The 21,000-nt window shown below is 37.2% G+C and carries 12 protein-coding genes and 1 tRNA gene; 4 read left to right on the top strand and 9 right to left on the bottom strand.

The features are described 5' to 3' along the window. Position 1: 1 nt before the first annotated feature. On the top strand, positions 2–1,054 hold the full coding sequence (locus Q4503_RS08435) for an XrtA/PEP-CTERM system-associated ATPase (protein ID WP_303601991.1): 1,053 nt from the start codon (positions 2–4) through the stop codon (positions 1,052–1,054). 84 nt (positions 1,055–1,138) lie between these two features. Here the strand turns inward: Q4503_RS08435 and prsR are convergent, their stop codons facing one another. From prsR to Q4503_RS08455, 4 genes are all read right to left on the bottom strand, one after another. Then, positions 1,139–2,488, bottom strand: coding sequence for a PEP-CTERM-box response regulator transcription factor (prsR, locus tag Q4503_RS08440; RefSeq protein ID WP_215973030.1), 1,350 nt, complete (start codon positions 2,486–2,488; stop codon positions 1,139–1,141). 126 nt (positions 2,489–2,614) lie between these two features. Next, on the bottom strand, positions 2,615–4,642 hold the full coding sequence (gene prsK / locus Q4503_RS08445) for an XrtA/PEP-CTERM system histidine kinase PrsK (RefSeq protein WP_303601992.1): 2,028 nt from the start codon (positions 4,640–4,642) through the stop codon (positions 2,615–2,617). Between the two features lie 3 nt (positions 4,643–4,645). Next, positions 4,646–7,726, bottom strand: a complete 3,081-nt coding sequence (locus tag Q4503_RS08450; protein WP_303601993.1) for an efflux RND transporter permease subunit — start codon at positions 7,724–7,726, stop codon at positions 4,646–4,648. A 5-nt stretch (positions 7,727–7,731) separates the two neighbouring features. Further along, positions 7,732–8,778 (bottom strand): efflux RND transporter periplasmic adaptor subunit, encoded by a 1,047-nt coding sequence (locus Q4503_RS08455; RefSeq protein WP_215973032.1) that lies wholly within the window; start codon positions 8,776–8,778, stop codon positions 7,732–7,734. A gap of 294 nt (positions 8,779–9,072) precedes the next feature. Between Q4503_RS08455 and Q4503_RS08460 the strand changes: the two genes are divergently transcribed. After that, positions 9,073–9,149 (top strand) — tRNA-Arg (locus tag Q4503_RS08460). Positions 9,150–9,248: 99 nt separating this feature from the next. Here the strand turns inward: Q4503_RS08460 and Q4503_RS08465 are convergent. Both Q4503_RS08465 and Q4503_RS08470 read right to left on the bottom strand, forming a co-directional pair. Continuing rightward, positions 9,249–12,350 carry an efflux RND transporter permease subunit gene (locus tag Q4503_RS08465; protein ID WP_303601994.1) on the bottom strand — a complete coding sequence of 1,034 codons (3,102 nt, stop codon included), beginning with the start codon at positions 12,348–12,350 and terminating at the stop codon, positions 9,249–9,251. Next, positions 12,350–13,417 (bottom strand): efflux RND transporter periplasmic adaptor subunit, encoded by a 1,068-nt coding sequence (locus Q4503_RS08470; protein WP_252727476.1) that lies wholly within the window; start codon positions 13,415–13,417, stop codon positions 12,350–12,352. The genes Q4503_RS08465 and Q4503_RS08470 overlap by 1 nt, the downstream gene beginning before the upstream one ends. A gap of 413 nt (positions 13,418–13,830) precedes the next feature. Here Q4503_RS08470 and Q4503_RS08475 point away from each other — a divergent pair, with 413 nt between their 5' ends. Continuing rightward, the gene (locus tag Q4503_RS08475; RefSeq protein ID WP_303601995.1) at positions 13,831–15,021 is read left to right on the top strand and encodes a PepSY domain-containing protein; all 1,191 of its coding nucleotides are present in this window, start codon (positions 13,831–13,833) and stop codon (positions 15,019–15,021) included. Next, the gene (locus Q4503_RS08480) at positions 15,021–15,494 is read left to right on the top strand and encodes a hypothetical protein (protein ID WP_303601996.1); all 474 of its coding nucleotides are present in this window, start codon (positions 15,021–15,023) and stop codon (positions 15,492–15,494) included. The genes Q4503_RS08475 and Q4503_RS08480 overlap by 1 nt, the downstream gene beginning before the upstream one ends. A 249-nt stretch (positions 15,495–15,743) precedes the next feature. Here the strand turns inward: Q4503_RS08480 and Q4503_RS08485 are convergent, their stop codons facing one another. The 3 genes from Q4503_RS08485 to uvrD all read right to left on the bottom strand — a co-directional run bounded on the left by Q4503_RS08485 (position 15,744) and on the right by uvrD (position 20,983). Further along, on the bottom strand, positions 15,744–17,378 hold the full coding sequence (locus tag Q4503_RS08485; protein WP_215973036.1) for a M28 family metallopeptidase: 1,635 nt from the start codon (positions 17,376–17,378) through the stop codon (positions 15,744–15,746). Between the two features lie 127 nt (positions 17,379–17,505). Further along, the gene (locus Q4503_RS08490; protein ID WP_215973037.1) at positions 17,506–18,765 is read right to left on the bottom strand and encodes a response regulator; all 1,260 of its coding nucleotides are present in this window, start codon (positions 18,763–18,765) and stop codon (positions 17,506–17,508) included. 43 nt (positions 18,766–18,808) lie between these two features. Further along, on the bottom strand, positions 18,809–20,983 hold the full coding sequence (gene uvrD, locus Q4503_RS08495; RefSeq protein WP_303601997.1) for a DNA helicase II: 2,175 nt from the start codon (positions 20,981–20,983) through the stop codon (positions 18,809–18,811). Positions 20,984–21,000 lie beyond the last annotated feature (17 nt).

The following is a 21,000-nucleotide window of genomic DNA, read 5'->3' on the forward strand; positions in this document are numbered from 1 at the left end:
TATGTATGAAAGTTACTATGGTTTTAAAGAAAAACCTTTCCAGTTAAGTCCTGATCCTCGTTTCTTCTTTGCAACCAGCCATCATCAACGTGCATTATCTTATTTACAGTATGGCTTAGACCAAGGTGAAGGCTTTATTGTTATTACAGGTCCTATTGGCACAGGAAAAACGACCATTGCTCGAAATTTATTGGCTTCTATAGGCGATGAAAATATTGTTGCTGCACAACTTGTGACAACAAAGCTATCACCGGATGAATTACTTGAACTAGTCGCTGCCGAGTTTAAAATTCCTTTAAAAAGCAACAGTAGCAAGGCAGAAGTATTGCGCAATATAGAAGCTTTTTTAATTCAACTTAATAAGCAAGGAAAGCGCGCCTTACTGTTAGTGGATGAAGCACAAAACCTACCTTCTGAAACGGTTGAAGAATTGAGAATGCTTTCAAATTTTCAACTTGATGATAAACCGCTTATTCAAAGTTTTTTACTCGGTCAAGAAGAGCTTAAAGATATTATTCAAGCGCCTAATATGGAGCAATTTAGACAGCGTATTATTGCCTCTGCACACTTAAAACCATTAAGCATTGAAGAAGTAAAAAGTTATATTAATCACCGATTACAACAAGCGGGTTGTAAAAAAGAAGCACTTTTTTCTGATGATGCGTTTGAATTAATTCACCAAAAAACATTAGGTGTACCACGTAAAATTAATATTTTTGTCGACCGTTTGTTATTGTTTGGTTTTTTAGAAGAAGCATCTCATTTTACAGTTGATAATATTAATGAAGTTGCGCAGGAAATGTCGGTTGAACTAACCGGTTCATTAAGCTCAAAGACTCTTGAGAATACTCAATCACCAAACCAATCCGCCACTCAACAATTTGTCGTTAACTCGAGTGAAAATGTTGAAAATATAAAAGAAGTTTTAAGAGAAGTAGAAGAGATCTTAGAAGCTAACATTAAACAAAAGATAAAAATGGCGCGTTATGTTGATAAACTACTTAAGCAGAAAAATCGCCAATACGCTCAAGAGCAAATAGAAAAAGATATATAGCCAGTACTTACAATGCTTTTATGTTGTGACTGTAAAAGCTATTGCGGGTTAAAGTGTTATTGATAACCCGCAATTATTAGTAAATTAACTGTTAATGCTCAGCTCATATTTTTCAATTAATGAATACAGTGTAGGCCTAGTAACCCCCAAAAGTTCTGATGTTTTAGACATATTCCCCTCCGACAGCGCATATGCCTTTTGAATAGCCAAAGATTCTGCTTGCTCTCTTACCGTACGTAAATTCAATGAAAGCTCATAATTGGTATCACTGTGGTCGAAGAAGCCTAAATCAAAAGCAGTGACCTGCACGCCGGTACTCATGACCACGGCGGATTTAACTTTATTTTGTAATTCTCGAATATTTCCCGGCCATTTATGTGTGTTAATAGCACCGATAGCGTCTTCAGAGAAAGATTTGGCATTACGTTTATACTCAGTAGCATAAAGCTGTAGAAAATATTTAGCGAGAATTAAAACGTCTTCATCGCGATCACGTAATGGCGGAATATTTAACGTTATTTCACTCACTCGATAAAATAAATCTTCTCTAAATTCTTTATTGGCAACCATCTCTTCTAAGTTTTGGTTCGTTGCACAAACCACCCTAACATTAACCGGAATCTCTTCTCTACCGCCTAAACGTTCAATAATTTTTTCTTGTAAAAAACGCAATAATTTAGCTTGTAAATTAAATGGCATATCGCCAATTTCATCTAGAAATAAGGTGCCGCCTTCTGCACATTCTATTTTACCTTTCGTGGTTTTATGGGCGCCAGTAAATGCCCCTTTCTCAAAACCAAATAATTCACTTTCTAATAATGTTTCAGGAATAGAAGCACAGTTAATAGCAATAAAAGGCTTATCTGCACGATCACTAGCCAAGTGTACTGCTTTTGCCGTGACTTCTTTACCAGTACCGCTTTCACCTAATAATAAGGCGGTGATATTCGTTGGTGCAATCCGTTTGACCATAGTACATAAGCGATCAATCGCCTCACTATTACCAATAATACCAATATTACTATCGGTAACCGCCCGCATAGAGCGGTTTTCACTTTCAATATTAGCTAACGTGAAAGCTCGAGAAATAATGACATTAATAACTTCAGCATCAATGGGTTTTTGATAAAAATCATAAGCGCCTGCAGCAATCGCTTCTAGGGCATTGACTCTATCTTCATTGCCTGTAATAACAATAACTTTGGTATGAGGAGCAATAGCAAGAATTTCTTCTAACGCCTTCAAGCCTTCGCTTGCATTGGTTTCATCTGGTGGTAAGCCTAAATCTAAAGTAACTACTTTAGGCTCATGGCGTCTTACGGCAGCAATTGCAGATTCTCTATCTCCGGCTAAAATAGGGCTATAATCAGACAAACTCCATTTCAGCTGTTTTTGAATGCCTTTATCGTCATCAACAATTAATACTTTTTCCATTAGTTCCTTTCCCAATTATTTTTACTAATATACTAATCAAATCACATATTTGTGTTTCATCATAGAATGCAATTACCCTAACGCATACAGCACTAAAGTAAAGCCTGTAGTGTAAATATGCTTTATTTATATAGGTAAAGAAATCATCATTTTGGTTCCTTGCCCTTCAATACTTTCAACCGTTAAGCTACCTGCTACACTTTCAAAAAATTGTTTTGCATCAAAAACACCTATCCCCATACCAGCATTCCCTTTGGTGGTATCGAAAGGTTTAAACAATCGAGTTTTAATGAAAGTTGCAGACATACCACAGCCATTATCGCTCACGGCTATATTTATTCTCTCTCCCTGCTTCTCTAGAGTAACGTCTACCCTGCCATCTGCAGCACTTGCTTCTTGTGCATTTTGAATTAAATGATTCATCACTGAAAAGAACCGCTCGTCATCAAGTGTTGCTAAACAGTTGTCATTTTTTTGCAAGTAAACTCGCGGTTGTATTACATTTCGCTGCTCTATAACACGCTCGATAATATCACCCAGATCAACTTTTCTACTTGTTGATTGTGCGACTTGCTTATTTCTCAGTTGTGTTAATACCTTCGCTAACCTCTCTGTTGCTGACTCTACTGTTTCAAAGACATCATCCACAAATTCAGGGTTATCCCGATGCTGTATCGCATTAGAGGTAATTAACGCTAATTGGGCTTGAATGTTTTTGAGATCATGCACGAGAAAAGCTGACATTTGATTAAATGCATCAAATTGTTTAGCTTCGGCTAGTTTATCATTGGCCTCATTTAAAGAAATAAAATTACCTAATTGTTTCGAAATAGCAAAAAGTAAATCTCGGTCTTCCCAATTAAGTTTATTTTCTTCATTGCTATTTGATAACACAAAAAAACCATAAAAAGTTTTTCCGATAAGGATAGGTACTAGGATATTTACCCCCACAGCATGCCAAATTTTAGGCTGAATAAATAACCCAGGATATGACAATGGATTTTCGCTGTATTCATTAATATCGATAATCCATCCTTGACGTTTAGTAAAATTTTCAAGTAGCTCTAGATCTTTATCGAACGATTCATCTAATTCAATCCCATCACTATGAGGGACAACAAAACGATTATTCTCCATCGCTTTTAAGATAACCCCACCCGTCGCATCTACTTTAGACATCATAATTTGTAATGACATTTGATAGTAGTTTTCAGCCGTAGCCGTTTCAATTTTCCCAATTAACTCTAACCATTCTTCTCGATATTCATATTTATTCGCAAAAAAATGTTTTGAAATAAAAACCTTCACTCGACGACGTACACTTTCTGTAATAAGTAATACTGCAAGCACAATACTGCCGAGGATGAAGAAACCGAAACTAACCAATTCCCCCCACTTTCCACCAAAATAGTTTATCAAATAACCTGCGACAGCCATTGCTAATAAGTACAATCCGGCAATCATTAACATTGAGCTATAAAAAACAACATTACGTGATACAAATACTCGTACAGTACCCGCTTTAAAATGCCTAACACTGATTAATAATAATGGTACGGCTAAGGCTGATAAATACCCTCTTATATACCAAAATTGGAACTCAATGCCACCAACCATGGTTGCTTGAGCAAAAAGTACAAAATCAAATACGGCAATACACCCTATCGCAATAACTAGCGGTGTAACAGATTCTTTGGCTTCATCATTCGCCCCTCGATAGATTTGTTCAAGTAATACCAAACTCAATAAATTTAGAATGACAAACAACAAAAATAAGTATTCATAAGAATAATCTAAGGTGTAACTCAAGCCCCAACAAACGATAGATGAGCCAAACCAAAACAGCAAATATTTACGTACAGTTTCATTATGTAAAACGTCTTTAACATTTCCTTTTTCAATATTAAAGCTAAGGATAAAAACAGAAAAAGCGGCAATCTTAATAGCATCAGCTAGCATTGCCCATTGTAATGAAAAACCCAAACTAACCTGCAATGCACCAATAACATTAGCTGTTGCGGCCATTAAGGCGCTGAATAATAACCACTTAGCAATGCTTGATTTATTATGTGCTGCGAGAATAAGCAAAGAAAAAAGCACATAAGCAATACTCGCAAAGCTATACCCCCATATACCTACCGTATACATTTCCATAAGTTAGTGTTTTATTTCCTGATCGATAAATGATGATTTTGAGCGAGTAAATAGCTCTGTTAATACGGGTACTAATATAAAACTGGAAATAGCAGAGACACAAAGACCAGAAATAAGGACAACACCCAATGGTTGCCATAAGCCACCGCCATATAACGTTAATGGAATTAACCCTCCAATAGTTGTTAATGTGGTGAGTAAAATGGGGGTAAAACGGGTAGCACTCGCCTTTAACACGGCTTGTTGCTTGTTTAACCCTTCTGCTAGGTTTCTATTCGCACTATCAATTAAGATAATGGCATTATTGACCACAATACCAAATAAACTAATAAGACCAATAAAAGCCATCATAGAAAAAGATAACCCGGTTAGGTACAAGCCAATAACAGAGCCTGCCATCGCAAACGGAATTGAACTAAAAATAATTAATGGTTGTAAAAAAGATTTAAATTGCAGCACTAACACTGCAAAAATACCAATAGCAGTGATTAACATGATTTGTGTTAATCCCGAAAAAGATTCTTGTCTAGACTCTTCTTCTCCGCCTAAGATGTAATACATACCTAAGGGTAAATCATATTGCTCGATGTATTGCACAAACTCTTCGGTAAGGGCGTTAACTGAGTAACCAGGCGCAGCATCAGCAGATACTTTTGCCATACGTAATTTTTGATAATGAAAATAATCTGTTTGCCCCTTTTGTAACTTGGCATCAACCACCTGCATTAATGGTATCTGTTGTCCTGTTAAGCTAGTGACATAGACATCTGACAAAGTGTTGATATCAGGGTTTTTATTACGCACTAAAATAGGGTAATTTTCACCATTATCATCATTAAAACGACCAACATAAGTACCTGACAATACAGATTGCAGGGTATTATCTAGCGTATTAACATCGATATTTGATAATCCAGCTTTTTCATAATCAATTTGTAAATTAAGCTCGGTATTTGCTACACCAATTGGATTATCAATATTAATAGTACCTTCGGTTTTCGCCATTTTACTTTCTAAATCTTTGGCGACACGCTCTAAGTCGGCTAGAGATTCAGAAATCAAACGAATAGCAATAGGTTGATCTGTCACCGGCCCTTGAGTAAATTCTTTTATGGTGATTTTTGCCTGTTGCCAGCGATCAAACTCAGTACGTAATGTGCTAACAAGGTCTTCAACTGCATCAGGATCAAATTCAGTTAATACAACCAATATTTGCCCATATTTAACCACACCTCGTTTAGGAATTTCATTATAATAAATACGTGGATTCGAGCTACCGACATTCAATGCTACTTTTTCAACTAACTCTTGATCTTCAATAAAGTGCGTCATTTTTTGCATCACGTTATTGGTATGTTCTAATGATGAGTTAGGCGGTGTTTCCACATCGATTAAAATCATCGGCTTTTCTGCTTTTGGAAATAAACTTAAACCGACCTCAGAAAAAAGTGACAACATAGCGATTAAGCTTGCGATAGCAACTGCAATAACGACTACCTTCAAGCGGAAAAGTTTTTGCAACCAAGTCACATAAAAGTTTTCAGCAAAATTATTTATATAATGTTGTAGTGTTTTAATTTTTCTTTTTGTATTTTCACTAGCAGCTTCATCCTCATGAGGTAATAAAAACTTACTTGCTAGGAGCGGGGTAAACGTGAGTGCAATTAACAATGAAGCCAATAAAACTAGCACAACTGTTACAGGCATAGAACGAATAAAATCACCGGTATCACTTGCGAGCATTAACATAGGTAAAAACGCTAACATAGTAGTAATAGTACCGCTTGAAACTGCCCATCCTACCTTACTTGCGCCCGCGGCGGCCGCTTCGATAAGTGATGTATGTTTTTTTCTTTCTCGATGAATACTCTCGGTCACAACAATAGCGTTATCAACCAAAAGTCCTAACGCAATAATAAGCCCAACAATCGACATTTGCTGCAATCCAAAACCAGCAAAATCCAACCAGCCAATAGCAATAACAAACGAAAGCGGGATAGCAATCATCACCACGAGTGCCTCTCTTAATCCCAGAAACAACAATGATAAAATACCGACCAGCACAAGCCCTTGCCACAAATTTTCAAAAAAGCCGTTAACTCTATTTTCAACACTATGGGCTTGCTCAAATAACACTTCCATTTTCAATTCTGGCGGAACTGTTTCTTTAAATAATGCAATTTCTTGTTGTATGGCTTGTGTTAACGAAAAAATATTCGTGTTCATACGTTGTTCAACGGTAACAAAAATTACCGGTTTATTATCATAATACGCTAAGTAACTTGGATCTTGACTACCAAAGCTAATCTTAGCAATATCTTTAAGACGTAACACAAAATCATCATTAGAAAGAATAATAGTGTCTTCTAGTTGAGATATTTTTTCAAAATTACCACTGGTTTTCACATTAAATCGACGCGTATTAGCATCAACAAAGCCAGGGGTAATATTAATTGCTCGCCCTTGCAATACTTGCATGACTTGCGTGGTAGAGATTTTATGATGTAAAAGAAGATCTAAATTAAGATCAACAGCCATAATTTGCTGGGGATATCCCCATATATCGGCTTTTTTCACACTACTTATTGTTTCTAAGCGCTTTTCTAATAATTTTGCATAAAACTCCATTTGCTTATAATCAGCTGGCTCTGTCCACAAAGCAAGCTGCACAACAGCAACTGCAGTGGGCGTTGCTTTTAATACCAGTAAATCTTGTACTCCCGCAGGCAACGACGGTTTAACCGAAGAAACCGCAAGTTGTATTTTATTGAAGGCCAATTCAGGATCGGCTCCATACTGAAATTTAACTTCAATACGAGCCCCATCATTTTTTATTTGTGCTTCAACTTGTTTGATATTCTCAATATCGGCAAATTCTTCTTCGAGTGGATCTACCACTAAAGTTTCAATATCCGTTGGCGATGCACCGGGATAAATCACTTCAATTAGGGTAATCGGAATATCAAATTGTGGATCTTCACTGCGAGGCATATTCAAATATGACACAATGCCAACAAGTACCAGTAATACCACTATAGTTAAGGTAAACTGTGCATTTTTAATTGCTAGATTAGGTAACTTCATTATGCTTACTTTTTAGTAGAAATCAGGGGGAAATTATTCCACCCTTGAGTAATAACATCTAATGCTGGTGAATTTTCTTGCGCTGTTAAGTAAATAAAATCATTGTCTAATTTATAAATAACAAAAGCCTGCTGCACAGGAGCGTTATCCTTTTCAATAGTAATCAACGCTTGTCCTTGCTCATTAACTGAATTTAGAGCTTCTATAGGTAAACGATAAATATAATTTTCACTTTGTGCATAAATAAGTATTTTAGCTATTTGCCCTACAATCAAAGGCTTCGTTAGATTTGTCTCTTCTAAAGATACTTCGATAGTAAATAAATGATTTCGACTATCGGCTATGGCAGGGATTTTACTTATCCTACCATTCACTAACCCTGCATAAGCTAAATTAACTTTGACCTCTTGATTTAAATGTACTAAAGATATTTCCTCACCCGTTAAAGATACACTCGCAATAAGATTTTTAGATAAGGTTGCCACTTGTAATGCGCCTGCGCCAGGAGCTTGTAACTCACCTAAATCGGTACTACGTTGAATTACAACCCCATCGAAGGGGGCTAATATTTGTGCTTTATTTAAGTTATAAGAAGCGACTTTGTAGGCTGCTCTGGTGGTTTCCACGGCAGTTAAAGCATCATCTAAATCGCGTTGGGAACTAAGGTTTTTTTCTAGTAAAACTTTTACACGATCGATATTACGTTTAGCTTGCAACAAACGTGAATACGTTGCGTTTTTTTCTGCTAATAATTCTGAGGTATCTAAGGCAGCAAGCAATTGATTTTTTTTAAAAACTTCGCCTTCATCAACATTTAATTCAGTTAAAAAACCCGCTGTTTTAAAAGAAAGATTCACCACTCGGGCAAAATCAACCTTACCTGTTCGTTGTATTACTTGGGTGTAAGGCTCCGCTTCAATTGTTGCTACTTGATAACCTTCTGAGGGTGAAGCATACGCAGCAGTAATACAGCAAGAAAATAAAAAAAGACCAAAGACCTTGTTATTCAACGCTTTTAATAACCTACGTTGGAAGAAATAAGATATGTACATTTTCATCATCATAAAATAGTAACTATTCAATAGTGTATTGTAAATATAGTGACTACTTTAGGCATTTTTACCATTAAAGTACATCAATATCGTTGCCTTATACTCGCTAGATAAAACAGTATTGCGTGTAATACAGAAATATTCATGTTCATCTCTAGACAAACTCCCTTATTAGCTATAGTATTTCCGCGCTTATCGTATGCTATCAAAAGCCTAGCGCGATAACCTTTCCTTTAGTGTTTGCAACTATATTAAGATGTGAAACTTAGAAGAAATAGTCAAAACTAACAATATGCGCCATTAGCTCAGCTGGATAGAGCGTTGCCCTCCGGAGGCAAAGGTCGCAGGTTCGACTCCTGCATGGCGCGCCATTACCTATCTTATGTAATAATCTAACTCTGAAGTCCACCTTTCATATCCAAAAGCATATCAAATACAAAACTCGAAATCTTAGCTGACTTCCTTTATACCTATTCCAATTCTTCCTGTTTATAAAACATAAGTAGCATGGCAGGCAATACTGTTAAACTCACTAAGGTTGATACGGTAATACCACCTAATACTACAATCCCCACTCCACGATAAAGCTCAGAGCCCTCCCCTGGTAAAAAGACTAAAGGCGCTAAACCACATAAGGTAGTCATAGTAGACATCACAATAGGTTTTAATCGTGTTTCTAGTGCATTAATAACAGCTTTATATGGCTTAAGTCCTGAAGCTAAATTGCGACGACTTTGATCAACGATCAAGATTGGATTATTGACTACAGTGCCTAATAAAATTAAGAAACCTAACATGGTAATCATATCGAATGGTTGATGGAAACCACCAACAACAGAGCCAACACTATTAGTAATTACTAAACCAAGCAACCCGCCTGCCATGCCCAAAGGTACTGTTGCCATAATGAATAGCGGCTGTCCCCAATGTTTAAAAATAGCAACCAATAGTAAATAGCATAATGCTAAAGCGACAATAAAGTTGCCACTTAGTGCATCACGGGTTTTTTCGAGCTGATCGGCTGCACCACCAATAGTAATATTAACATCTGGAAGTAAATCGCCTTGTTTTTGTAGCTGAGGTAATAGCTCCTCTCGAACAATTTGCTGTGCTCGCTCTAATGCCACATCACGCGGTGGAATAATATATACGGTAACTGTTCTACGTCCATCAACACGTCGCAAGCTATCACTATCTGCTTTTTCATTTAAGTTTGCTAACGCATTTAATGGTAATAATCCTTGTTTAGTAACAACAGGTGCTTGTTCTAAGCCTGACAAAGATTGTTTATTACCTGCTTCTGAGAAAATAAAAATATCGACTTTATCATCATTAATAATTAGCTCATCAACATAGGCTCCATCACTCAGTGCGGCAATGGTATAACCTAGCTCATCAGCCGACATACCAACTTCAGCAAGACGTTGCCAGCGAGGTTGAATTTCAATTAACGGTTGATCTAGTGTTAGTGAAGAAGGCTCAGAGTCCACTTGAGGATTATCAAATACATCACTTGCAAGCCTGTAAATAGCATCGGCCGCACGATATAAGTTAACCTGCTCAGGGCCACTTATATCAATAGCAACGGCTCGTGTTCCCCCATCATTACTTGAGATAATAGAGCCACGAGAAGAGAAAGCGCGCATCCCTGGATAACTCTTAAATTTTTGAGTGATAGCCTTCATCATGGCATCGATGTGTTCAGTATTACTAGGCTCACTTAAAAACCAAATACTTCCTACCCCAATTGACATAGAGTAATACTTTAAGGAAGGTAGATCGGTTTTTCCTTGTTCAAAATCACTACTAGGCGCATTTAAATGCTTATTAAAATAAGGTAATAATTCATCTCCAATTTTTTCCATATAAGTTAAATTATACCCTGGTGGTGCAATCATCATCGAAAAGGCTTTAGGTTCCTCACCTTCAGGTAAATACTCTGCCTCAGGCATAAATAACCAAGCGCCACCAATTAAACCAACAATAGCAAAAACCACACAAACAAATCGTTGACGTGTAGAAGCTAAGAATTTTTTAATAAATGCAGGCAAGTGCATTTGTGTAGTCATTGCTGATGTTTGCGAGTCTTTAGTTGAAAATGTAGCGAAGGCTGCTGGCACAACTAACAACGCGACTAACATTGAGGCAATAATTGCTGCAGAAATAGCAATAGCAACATCTGAGTATAGCTGCCCTGCTTCTTGAACAATAAATAAGATGGGAGCAAATACCAATACTGTCGTCAATGTAGAGGCTAATACTGCCGGCCAAACTTCTTGTACTCCGGTAATAGCAGCTTTAAATTTCGATAATCCTCGTCGCTTAGCTTGTTCAATATTTTCCAGTACAACAATTGTGTTATCAACTGTCATACCAATAGCAAAAGCCACCCCTGCCAATGAGATAACATTAATGGTTCGATTAAACAGAAGTAAGCCTAGAAAAGCGGCAATGGTGCAAATAGGTACCCCCATAACTCCTATAATAGTAGAGCGAGGGCTTTTCAAAAACCAAAACATTACCAAGGTTGCTAATAAGGCACCTAATGCTAAGTTAGTCCAAACATTTTCAATCGATCCTTTTACATACCTAACATCGTCACTAAGTAAAGTTAGTTGTAAGCCATTTTTTTCTAATAAATCATGATTTAGTCTTTCAACGACCTGTAACATTTCATCTTTGATCGCGATAACATTTGAGCCACTTTCTCGACGAACCATAAGCATCAAGTTACGTTCACCATCATTGTACGCTACGTCACGTAATTCATAATGATCTAAGGTAACTTTCGCTATATCTTTAAGTTTAACTGTACTATCTTGATCTTGTGCAATAACTAATTCTTCAAGTGCCTGTGCTGATTGAAAACGACCAACCATACGTAATAAATAACGTCTTTTCCCGCTATCGATATCACCAGCAGAAGCATCTAAATTACGACTTTTAATGGCATCTCTTACGCCGGTTAAGCTGATATTTCTGCTAGCTAGTTTTTGTTGATCAACCAATATTTGCACTTGATATAACGCACCACCTCGAATACTCACTTGTGATACACCTGTAACACGCTCCATTTCTGGTCTAACATTGTCTTGCGTAAAATCACGCAACATATCAATATCTAGGTTTAATGGATTACCTGCTAAAGGTTTTAACGTGAAAAACATAAAAGCATTAGATGAAAAAGAGCTACTATACAGTACAGGTTGATCAACGTTATCAGGATAGTTAGGTACTTGCGCTAGAGCGTTACTAACATTGATCAGCGCTTCATTCACATCTGCACCAAAGGGAAATTCAAGTTCAACTTCTGCTTCGCCAGTATTGGCATAACTCGACATTCGTTTTAAATTAGGTAACGAACGTAAATAACGCTCTTGTTCTATCAGTATTTCCTTTTCGACATCTTGTGGTGTTGCACCTGGCCATTCTGTTACTACCGTAATAGTTCGTACGTCAAGATCTGGAATCATTTGTACTGGTATTTTAAAGGCCGCCACAATACCTAAAATACAGGAAATCATAACAACTACGGCAACTAAAATACCTTGCTTAACAGCACCTTGTAACATTATTTAATACCTATTTGAGAAACTACATTAACGACTTGTTTGTCTTGAAGTAATTCGTTTCCTTGGGTGACTACCCACTGGCCTGCTTGCAAGCCTTGAGTGATTTCAATCTTACTATTAATTCGTGTACCAAGAGTTACACTTTGTCTATAGGCAATACCGTCTCGAATTATAAACACGCTAAAGCCACCGTCCGGGTGGCGTAATAAAGCATCCCGATCAATCACAACACTTTCCTTAGTTGTTGCTTTTAAAGCAATATCGGCATTAGCTGATAAACCAACTTGCAAATCAGTAGTACTCTCTAATGCTAAACGCACTAAAAAGCTGCGATTACTGGTGTTAATCACGGGAACTTTAGTAATTACTGTCGCATTAAATATTTTTTCCGGTTGGGAAGCTAAGTACACATTAACGCTATTGTTTATATCAATCGCATTGAAATGCTCTTGAGGCATATACAAATCAAGCCATAATTGCTTATTATTAACTAGTTCAAAAACACTTTGTCCTCGAGTAACCCATTCACCCACATCTACCATTCGCTGCGCAATAACCCCGCTAAAAGGTGCTATTAGTTGATGACGATTTAATAATTGCTGTTGATAATATTGATTTGCTTGCTCTTCAAGCAACGTTGCTTCTGCGCTTTTTAAAGTGGCTTCTCGATCAGCAAGCTCAGTTTGGGCAAATAGGTTTTGTTCCGATAAAGATCTTGCTTCAGTGTAGCGGCGTAATGCGTCGTCAACAGCAACTTGTGCTCGTGCTAATGTAGCTTTATTAGCTTGTAGTTGTGCTTTTACTAACGCTGAATCTAAAGCTAATAATGGCGCACCTTGTTCAATTTGATCACCTGTTTCTCGATGAATTTGGGTCACAACACCATCAGTTAGCACGGAAAGATTAGCATGACGCTGCGCTTTTAATGAGCCAGTTAATGTAACGGTAGGAGCAAGCTGCTGTTGCTTCACTTGATCTATAACGACATTTACTTTTTGGTTTGCATTTGCAGAAAAAACACCTAATAAAAGTATAGGGTAACACCAAAACAACTTGTAAAAGCTCAAAATAACTCCCTAATTAACGAGTAAATAACTACAATGAAAGTGACCACTAATATAAATCAGAAAAAGTACTGAGATCAACCTTAATTGATAATAATTCTCATTTATAATCAATTAGAAGGTCGACTGTTTGTTGATAAACAAGCATCACTATCGATAATCCCTCGATAATTAAAATACAGCACCTGTTTAAACTTTGTCATAAGCCATGCTAATTTATCCAACCTTTTCAACAGCTCTCTCCCAGCAAATATAGTAAAGCAATGTAATCATGAAACTAAACTGGCATAAATTTTATAATTTTTATAGAATAATTACTTTTGCAAATAAAAATCATTATCAGTCAATTTAAATTGATAATGATAGTTTTAAGCTTTATTATGCGCGTTTATTGTCCTTTATAAGCTTAATATTTTATGGCTAAAATAAGTAATCGTTTTTGGTTTCAGCTTCACGGCTGGTTTTCATTACCCGTTTGGATCATCTTCTGCTTTGTATGCCTTACTGGTACTATTTCTGTGCTTAGTCATGAAATAACATGGCTTACAAATAATAATGCTCGTGCTACTAACCCTGAAAATCTTGTCGAGAAACCTACTGCTGAGCTTATTTCAATAGTACAAAAAGCCTACCCCAGCGCGAAAATTACAACGGTGATGACTTTTGAACCCTATTTAGTAAATGCTGTAATTTTTACCGATAAAGATAAACCTTATGCTATTGCCTATGTAAATCAATATACTGGCGACATTCAATCAATCAATGAAGGCTTAATCTTTACAGACTTTATGCGTTCATTACATGGCTGGTTACTCTTTCCATGGCATGGCAGCTATAGTGTTGGATATTATTTGGTCTGTGCTATGGCGATAGTTATGTTAGGTGCATTAGTAACAGGGCTAATTATTTATAAAAACTTTTGGCGTGCATTCACTCAGCCTAAACTTCGATTTACTCAAGGAAAAAAAACACTACTCGCTGATTTACATCGTTTAGCTGGAGTTTGGTCAATATGGTTTTTAATGCTAATGAGCCTCACCGGCTTATGGTATTTGGTACAAGCTATTTTATGGCATGCCGATTATGATATTGAACCACATGCTCCTATTGCACAGGTGTCACAGTTACCGTTAAATACAGTAGAGTCTGCTGCTAAGCTTGCCATTAACGGTATTCCTCGTCCAAATTACACTTTAGATAATGCGGTAGAAATAGCCAAGCAACAATTTCCTGATTTTCATACTACTTATGTAATGTTACCCGAGCATAATCGAGATACTTTTAAAGTTTATGGTAGCGGAGACTTTATTTTCTATGATCAATATTCTTATGGGCTTGTGATCAATCCATGGACAGGTGCCATTGAAAGTGAAAGAGCACCCGATAAAATGACGTTATTACAAACCTTATCTCATATTGCTGATCCTCTTCATTACGGTACTATTGGTGGAATATGGACAAAAATAATCTGGTTTATTTTTGGCATGATATTAACAGGCATGTCAATTACAGGATTTTTAATGTGGGGAAGCCGTACCATTAAAGCCAGTAAAACGGAGCAAGTAACCATACACCATAAGAAAATAACAGCTCAGGAAATACAATAATGGCAAGAGTTAACAATACTATTTGGAATCGCTATAAATATAAATTGAATGGCTTAGTCTTAATTTTGCCTTTTATTTTTCTTTATCAATCATTAACACCTGAATTTCCACCAACTTGGCAACCTAAAGACGTAGGCAGCTTTTCGGTTACTCCAATGCCTTACAACCTTGATGCTCCCTATTTGCATCATGACACCTATACTAAAGATTTCTTTCTGATATTTACTAAAGGAGATATCAATAATATTCGCCAAGCTTATTTTACCTTAGGAAAGGAGCCTCTTTCGTTAGCAAAGCTTGAAATGGGTGACGAAGGAATATTACACGGTAGTATACATGGACAAGAAGTACATGCTATTAGCCCTAAAAAATTAACCGCTGAGGATAAAGCTTGGTTAACCATTGAAGATTGGCAAGGTGAGGTCATTATCGCTAGCTGGGACTTACCTAAGTCATTACTACAGTATAAATAGCTTACTTATTCAACTAAACTACAGAATTTCAGTGGTAATTAGGCTGGTGAAGCAAAGTATTCGAGGATAATAGATTAGTTCGCTATCAGTTAATAACGTATGCTGAATAGTTATCCCCTCACCAAAAAATGATATTAGCAGTGATTCAACAATATCACTGCTATAGCGATATATTATGTTATTAAAATTAAATGAACCACCTAGGTTCATTTAATTTATCAGTACACTTGCTCTGTTGAGCTGTTGAGCTTAACGTTTAAACTCTGATGTTTTGCTCCACTGAGGCCAAACATTTTCTTTCGATAATTCATAACCAACTTCAAAGAATGCTTGCATGTCTTCTACCGCGCCAGACAGATCCCAAGCGTCGCTATATTCATCACATAAATTATGATAGCACTTACTTAAGCTCTCGCTCAGTTCAGCACGCAAGGCTTTAGTTGCTTCATCTACTGGTGTTTTACCTGTTTTTGCATAAAGAGCAGGAATACCTATATTAGCAAAAGCAAAGTGGTCTGAACGATAGTAAATCCCCGCGGCTGGGCGTGGATCGCCTGCAATGGTGCGCCCTTGTTTCTTGGCTGCAACCGTAAGGAAGTTGTCTAATTCTGATTGCCCTAAACCATAAACAGACACATCACTACTTCGTCCATCAACACCCAAAGCGTCCATATTAATATTAGCTACTGTTTTAGCTGCTGGAATAACTGGATTTGCCGCATAGTATTTAGAACCTAATAAGCCTTGTTCTTCTGCTGTTACAGCCATAATAGTAATTGAACGTTCGGGTGCAACAGGAAGTTTAGCAAAAGCTTCAGCTACTTCAATAAGCGCCCCTGTTCCTGAGGCATTATCAACGGCACCATTATAAACTTGGTCACCGACTAAACTTTCATCTTTACCTAAATGATCCCAGTGTGCTGTATAAATAATGTGTTCATCTGGGGTACTACTCCCCGGTAAAGTCGCGATAAAGTTATATGAAACCGACTGTTTCACTGTATTCTTTACGCTAACTGATGCCGATAGATCGCCCATATCAACATGGTAACTACCCTTTGCAGCTTCTATTTTAGCTTGCTCAAAATTTAAACCGGCACGTTCAAATAACTCGGTAGCAACTTCACTGTTAATCCAACCTTCAACGGCTACACGTCCTTTATTTAGGTCTTCACGCACAAAACCAAATTGTGGCCCACTCCATGAATGCTCCACTACTGACCAACCATATGATGCCGGTGCAGTTTCATGAATAATAATTGCTCCTTCAGCACCTTGACGGCTAGCTTCCTCGTATTTATAAGTCCAACGACCATAATAAGTCATGGCATTGCCATTAAATAAATCAGGGTCTTGAGTCGCAAACCCAGGGTCATTCACTAAAATAACAACTGTTTTACCTTTTACATCTAAACCTTTGTAATCATTCCAGTTATATTCAGGAGCATTAACACCATAACCAACAAAAACTAATTCTGAATTTTTAAGCTGCTCAAAGTCACTAATACGGCTAGTACCCATTACCATTTCTTCACCATACTGATAATCTTTACCATTGATTGATAAAGTCATATCTGGTGAAGCTTCAATAGATACCATAGGCACTTCTTGTAAGAAGCTATCGCCATTACCCGGTTGAAAGCCAATGGCCGTCAATTGCTTTGTTAAATAATCAAGCGTTAACGCTTCACCTTTAGTAGAAGGAGCTCTGCCCTCAAACTCATCAGAAGAAAGCACTTTAATGTGCTCAATTAATTGCTCTTTATTAATACTATTATAACTAGCAGTGACATCCGCCGCCGTATTAGTTGTTGCAATATTATTAGTAACACAACCACTTATTACAGCAGAAACAAGTAAAGTTAAACCGATTGTTTTTTTCATTAAATTGATTCTTTTATTTAAAATGACATAATTGATTATAAACAAATATTTTCATTATTAGGTATATTTACTAACAAATAATATGTTGTTTAAATAGTTAATTGTAAAGACACTCAGACAACAACAATTAATCGTAATCTTCACTACCTGAAACAACAATTTGATTTCGCCCGCGATCCTTAGCCAAATAAAGTGCATTATCTGCATCACTCATTTGTTTTGAAAAACTATCTTGGCTATCAAAAACGACACCAAAACTAACACTAATCGATATTTCAGCATCGCCTGCAGGTATACTAGATACTGCTACTTCACGACGAAAGTCATCTAACTTATTGTACAGTTGATCAGAGTCTAAACCATGCAATAAAATACCAAACGTACCTCCACCTAAACGGGTAGTTAAACCGCCACCAAAATATTTACGCATATATAAAGCTAATACTTTTAACACTTGATCACCCGTGTCATGGCCGTAAGTGTCGTTAACTTTTTTGAAGTGATCGATGTCAAATACCGCTAAGCAATAAGGAACGTTTCGCTTAGCGTATTCAACGATACGCTGCTCTGAATTTTTAATGAATGTTCTGCGGTTCGATAATTCAGTTAAATAGTCTGTATTTGCTGTATGTTGAATTTTTGCAATATTGTTCAAACTCTCAATATTTTGAGTTATCCGACAATAAAACTCTTCTGGACAAAAAGGCTTTCGTAAAAAGTCATCGGCACCATTTTTAATAAATCGTGCTGAATGACTCCCGTTTTCTGCTCCTGAAATACCAACAATTGCTAGTTGCTCTCTCGTATACTTTTTGCGTATTTCATTGGTTAAGGTAATACCATTCATAACTGGCATTTCTAAATCGGTCACCACCAATTTAATATGTTTATGCTCGGCTAACTTTTCTAAGGCTTCTACGCCATTATTTGCAGTGTACACGGTAAAATTACGACGTTTTAATAACTCTACAATGTGAGTGCGGGCAGAGGAGGAATCATCCACCACTAGAATTTCATTATCACTATTAGTCTGTTGCCAATGCAGTATGCGCTTTAAGTATAAAAATGCTTGGCTATTTTCTTTAGTAATATAATCAATAACAGGTTGAGCTAAGATTTTTTGTCTTGTAGCATCATCCATTTTACCAGTCATGACAACGCTAGGAATCTTGTGAGATAGCACATAGGCGATAGCTTCACCGTCTAGCGCATCAGGTAAAGAAAAGTCAATTGTCGCTGCAAAAAAATCGGTATCACCCGATAGAATCTCTTCAACTTGGGCTAACGTCGTAGCCATAACAACTTCATAGTTTAACGATTGCGCTATTTGTTTAATAACGGTTGCAATAGGTTTACTGTCTTCTACTACCAATAATCTTTGTGACATTCTAACGCCCTTCCTAGTTATTTTTAGCTCTTGATACACCCTACTAAACTGCTTGTAAATTAGCATACTCAACGACTAGCCACTTACTCCCAACATCAGTAAAGTTAACCTGAATTCGAGATTGCGCTCCACTTCCTTCATAATTTAGCACAACACCTTCACCAAACTTCGCATGTTTAACTTGTTGCCCTAATTTAAACCCAGTATTCGCAAATGTTTCTAAGGTAAAAGTATTAGAAAATTTACCAACGGCTTTGGGTTTAACCACTTGGTTTTGTAAACGAATTTCGTCAATACAATCTTCAGGTAGTTCACGTAAAAAACGACTGGCTTTATGAAATTTTTCTTGTCCGTAAATCCGACGACTTTCTGCATGACATAAGTATAGCTTACTCATGGCCCTTGTCATGCCAACATAGCATAAACGTCGCTCTTCTTCTAAGCGCCCAATTTCTTCCACTGATTGCTGTGATGGAAACATGCCTTCTTCAAGACCGGCGATAAATACCAACGGAAATTCTAATCCTTTCGCAGAATGCATTGTCATTAATTGTACAGCGGCTTCAAATTCATCAGCCTGAGATTCACCAGACTCTAACGCTGCATGCGTTAAGAAGGCGGTTAATGGCGTTAGCTCTTCAGTTAATTCTGGATCACTATTAAATGTTTGGCAAGCCGTAACTAATTCATTCAAGTTTTCAATACGTTGTTCTGCACGCTCGCCTTTTTCAGCTTGGTACATTGCTTTCAACCCTGAGTGCTGAACAACAAAATTAGCCTGCTGATCTAAGTCTAAATCGGTCGAATCATCTTCAAGTTGATTGATTAACTGAATAAAATGAGTGATAGTTTTAGCACTACGACCTTTCAGCTGCTCAGCTTGCAGCATTTGTTGACACGCTTGCCACAAGGTCACTGCTTGGCTTCTTGCCGCATCACGAATTAACGCCACTGTTTGATTACCAATCCCTCGAGTAGGGGTGTTAATAATACGTTCAAAGGCCGCATCATCATCTCTATTATTAATTAATCGCAGATAAGCTAAAGCATCTTTGATTTCTTGACGTTCGAAAAAGCGTTGTCCGCCATAAATACGATACGGTAACTGTCTTTGTAATAACGCTTCTTCCATCAAACGTGATTGCGCATTAGAACGGTATAAAATGGCAACCTCGTCAAGCTTACCGCCATCATCATGCCATTTTTTGATACAGCCAACAATAAAGCGTGCTTCATCTATTTCATTAAAAGCGGTATAAACAGAGATCTTTTCTCCAGCTTTATCATCAGTCCATAACTCTTTGCCTAGGCGATTATTATTGTTACTAATTAACTGATTCGCCGCATTAAGAATATTCGCCGTAGAACGATAGTTTTGCTCCAAACGAATGGTTTGAACATCATCAAACTCATTCGTAAAGCGCTCAATATTTTCAATACGTGCACCGCGCCAGCCATAGATAGATTGATCATCATCACCAACAATCATTACTTTAGATGTCGCACGACCTAACATAGTTAACCATGCATATTGAATAGCATTGGTATCTTGAAATTCATCAACTAATACATGGCTAAAACGTTGTTGATAGTGAGATAATAGTTCTGGATTATTAAGCCAAAGTTCATGGGCGCGTAGTAATAATTCAGCAAAATCAACAAGGCCCGCACGATCACAAGTCTCTTGATAAGCTTTATATACTTTAACAAAAAGCTCTTCACTAGGGTCAAATTGTGCATCAATATGTTGTGGTCTTAACCCTTCGTCTTTTTTTCCATTGATATACCAAACAAATTGTTTAGCTGGCCATTTTTTTTCATCCAATTCTAAAGAGCGAATAATACGTTTAATCAATCGCAGTTGGTCGTCACTATCTAATACTTGAAAGCTTTGTGGTAACTTTGCTTCTTGAAAATGCATACGCAATAATCGATGGGCTAAACCATGAAAAGTGCCTATCCACATACCGTGGGTATTACCACCAGTGACCTCTTCTACCCTAGCACGCATTTCTGCTGCAGCTTTATTGGTGAAAGTTACTGCTAAAATAGAATGTGGGGCTGCTTGCTCAACTTGCATCAACCAAGCTATACGCTGTACTAATACCCGTGTTTTACCCGAACCAGCTCCCGCTAACACCAACATATTTTGTTTTGGCGCTGCAACTACTTCACGCTGTTTATCGTTTAAAGAGTCGAGTAATTCTGAAACATCCATCGAGGAAACCTTTCACT

This window comes from Colwellia sp. 6_MG-2023, from assembly GCF_030547765.1.
Taxonomy (GTDB): domain Bacteria; phylum Pseudomonadota; class Gammaproteobacteria; order Enterobacterales; family Alteromonadaceae; genus Colwellia.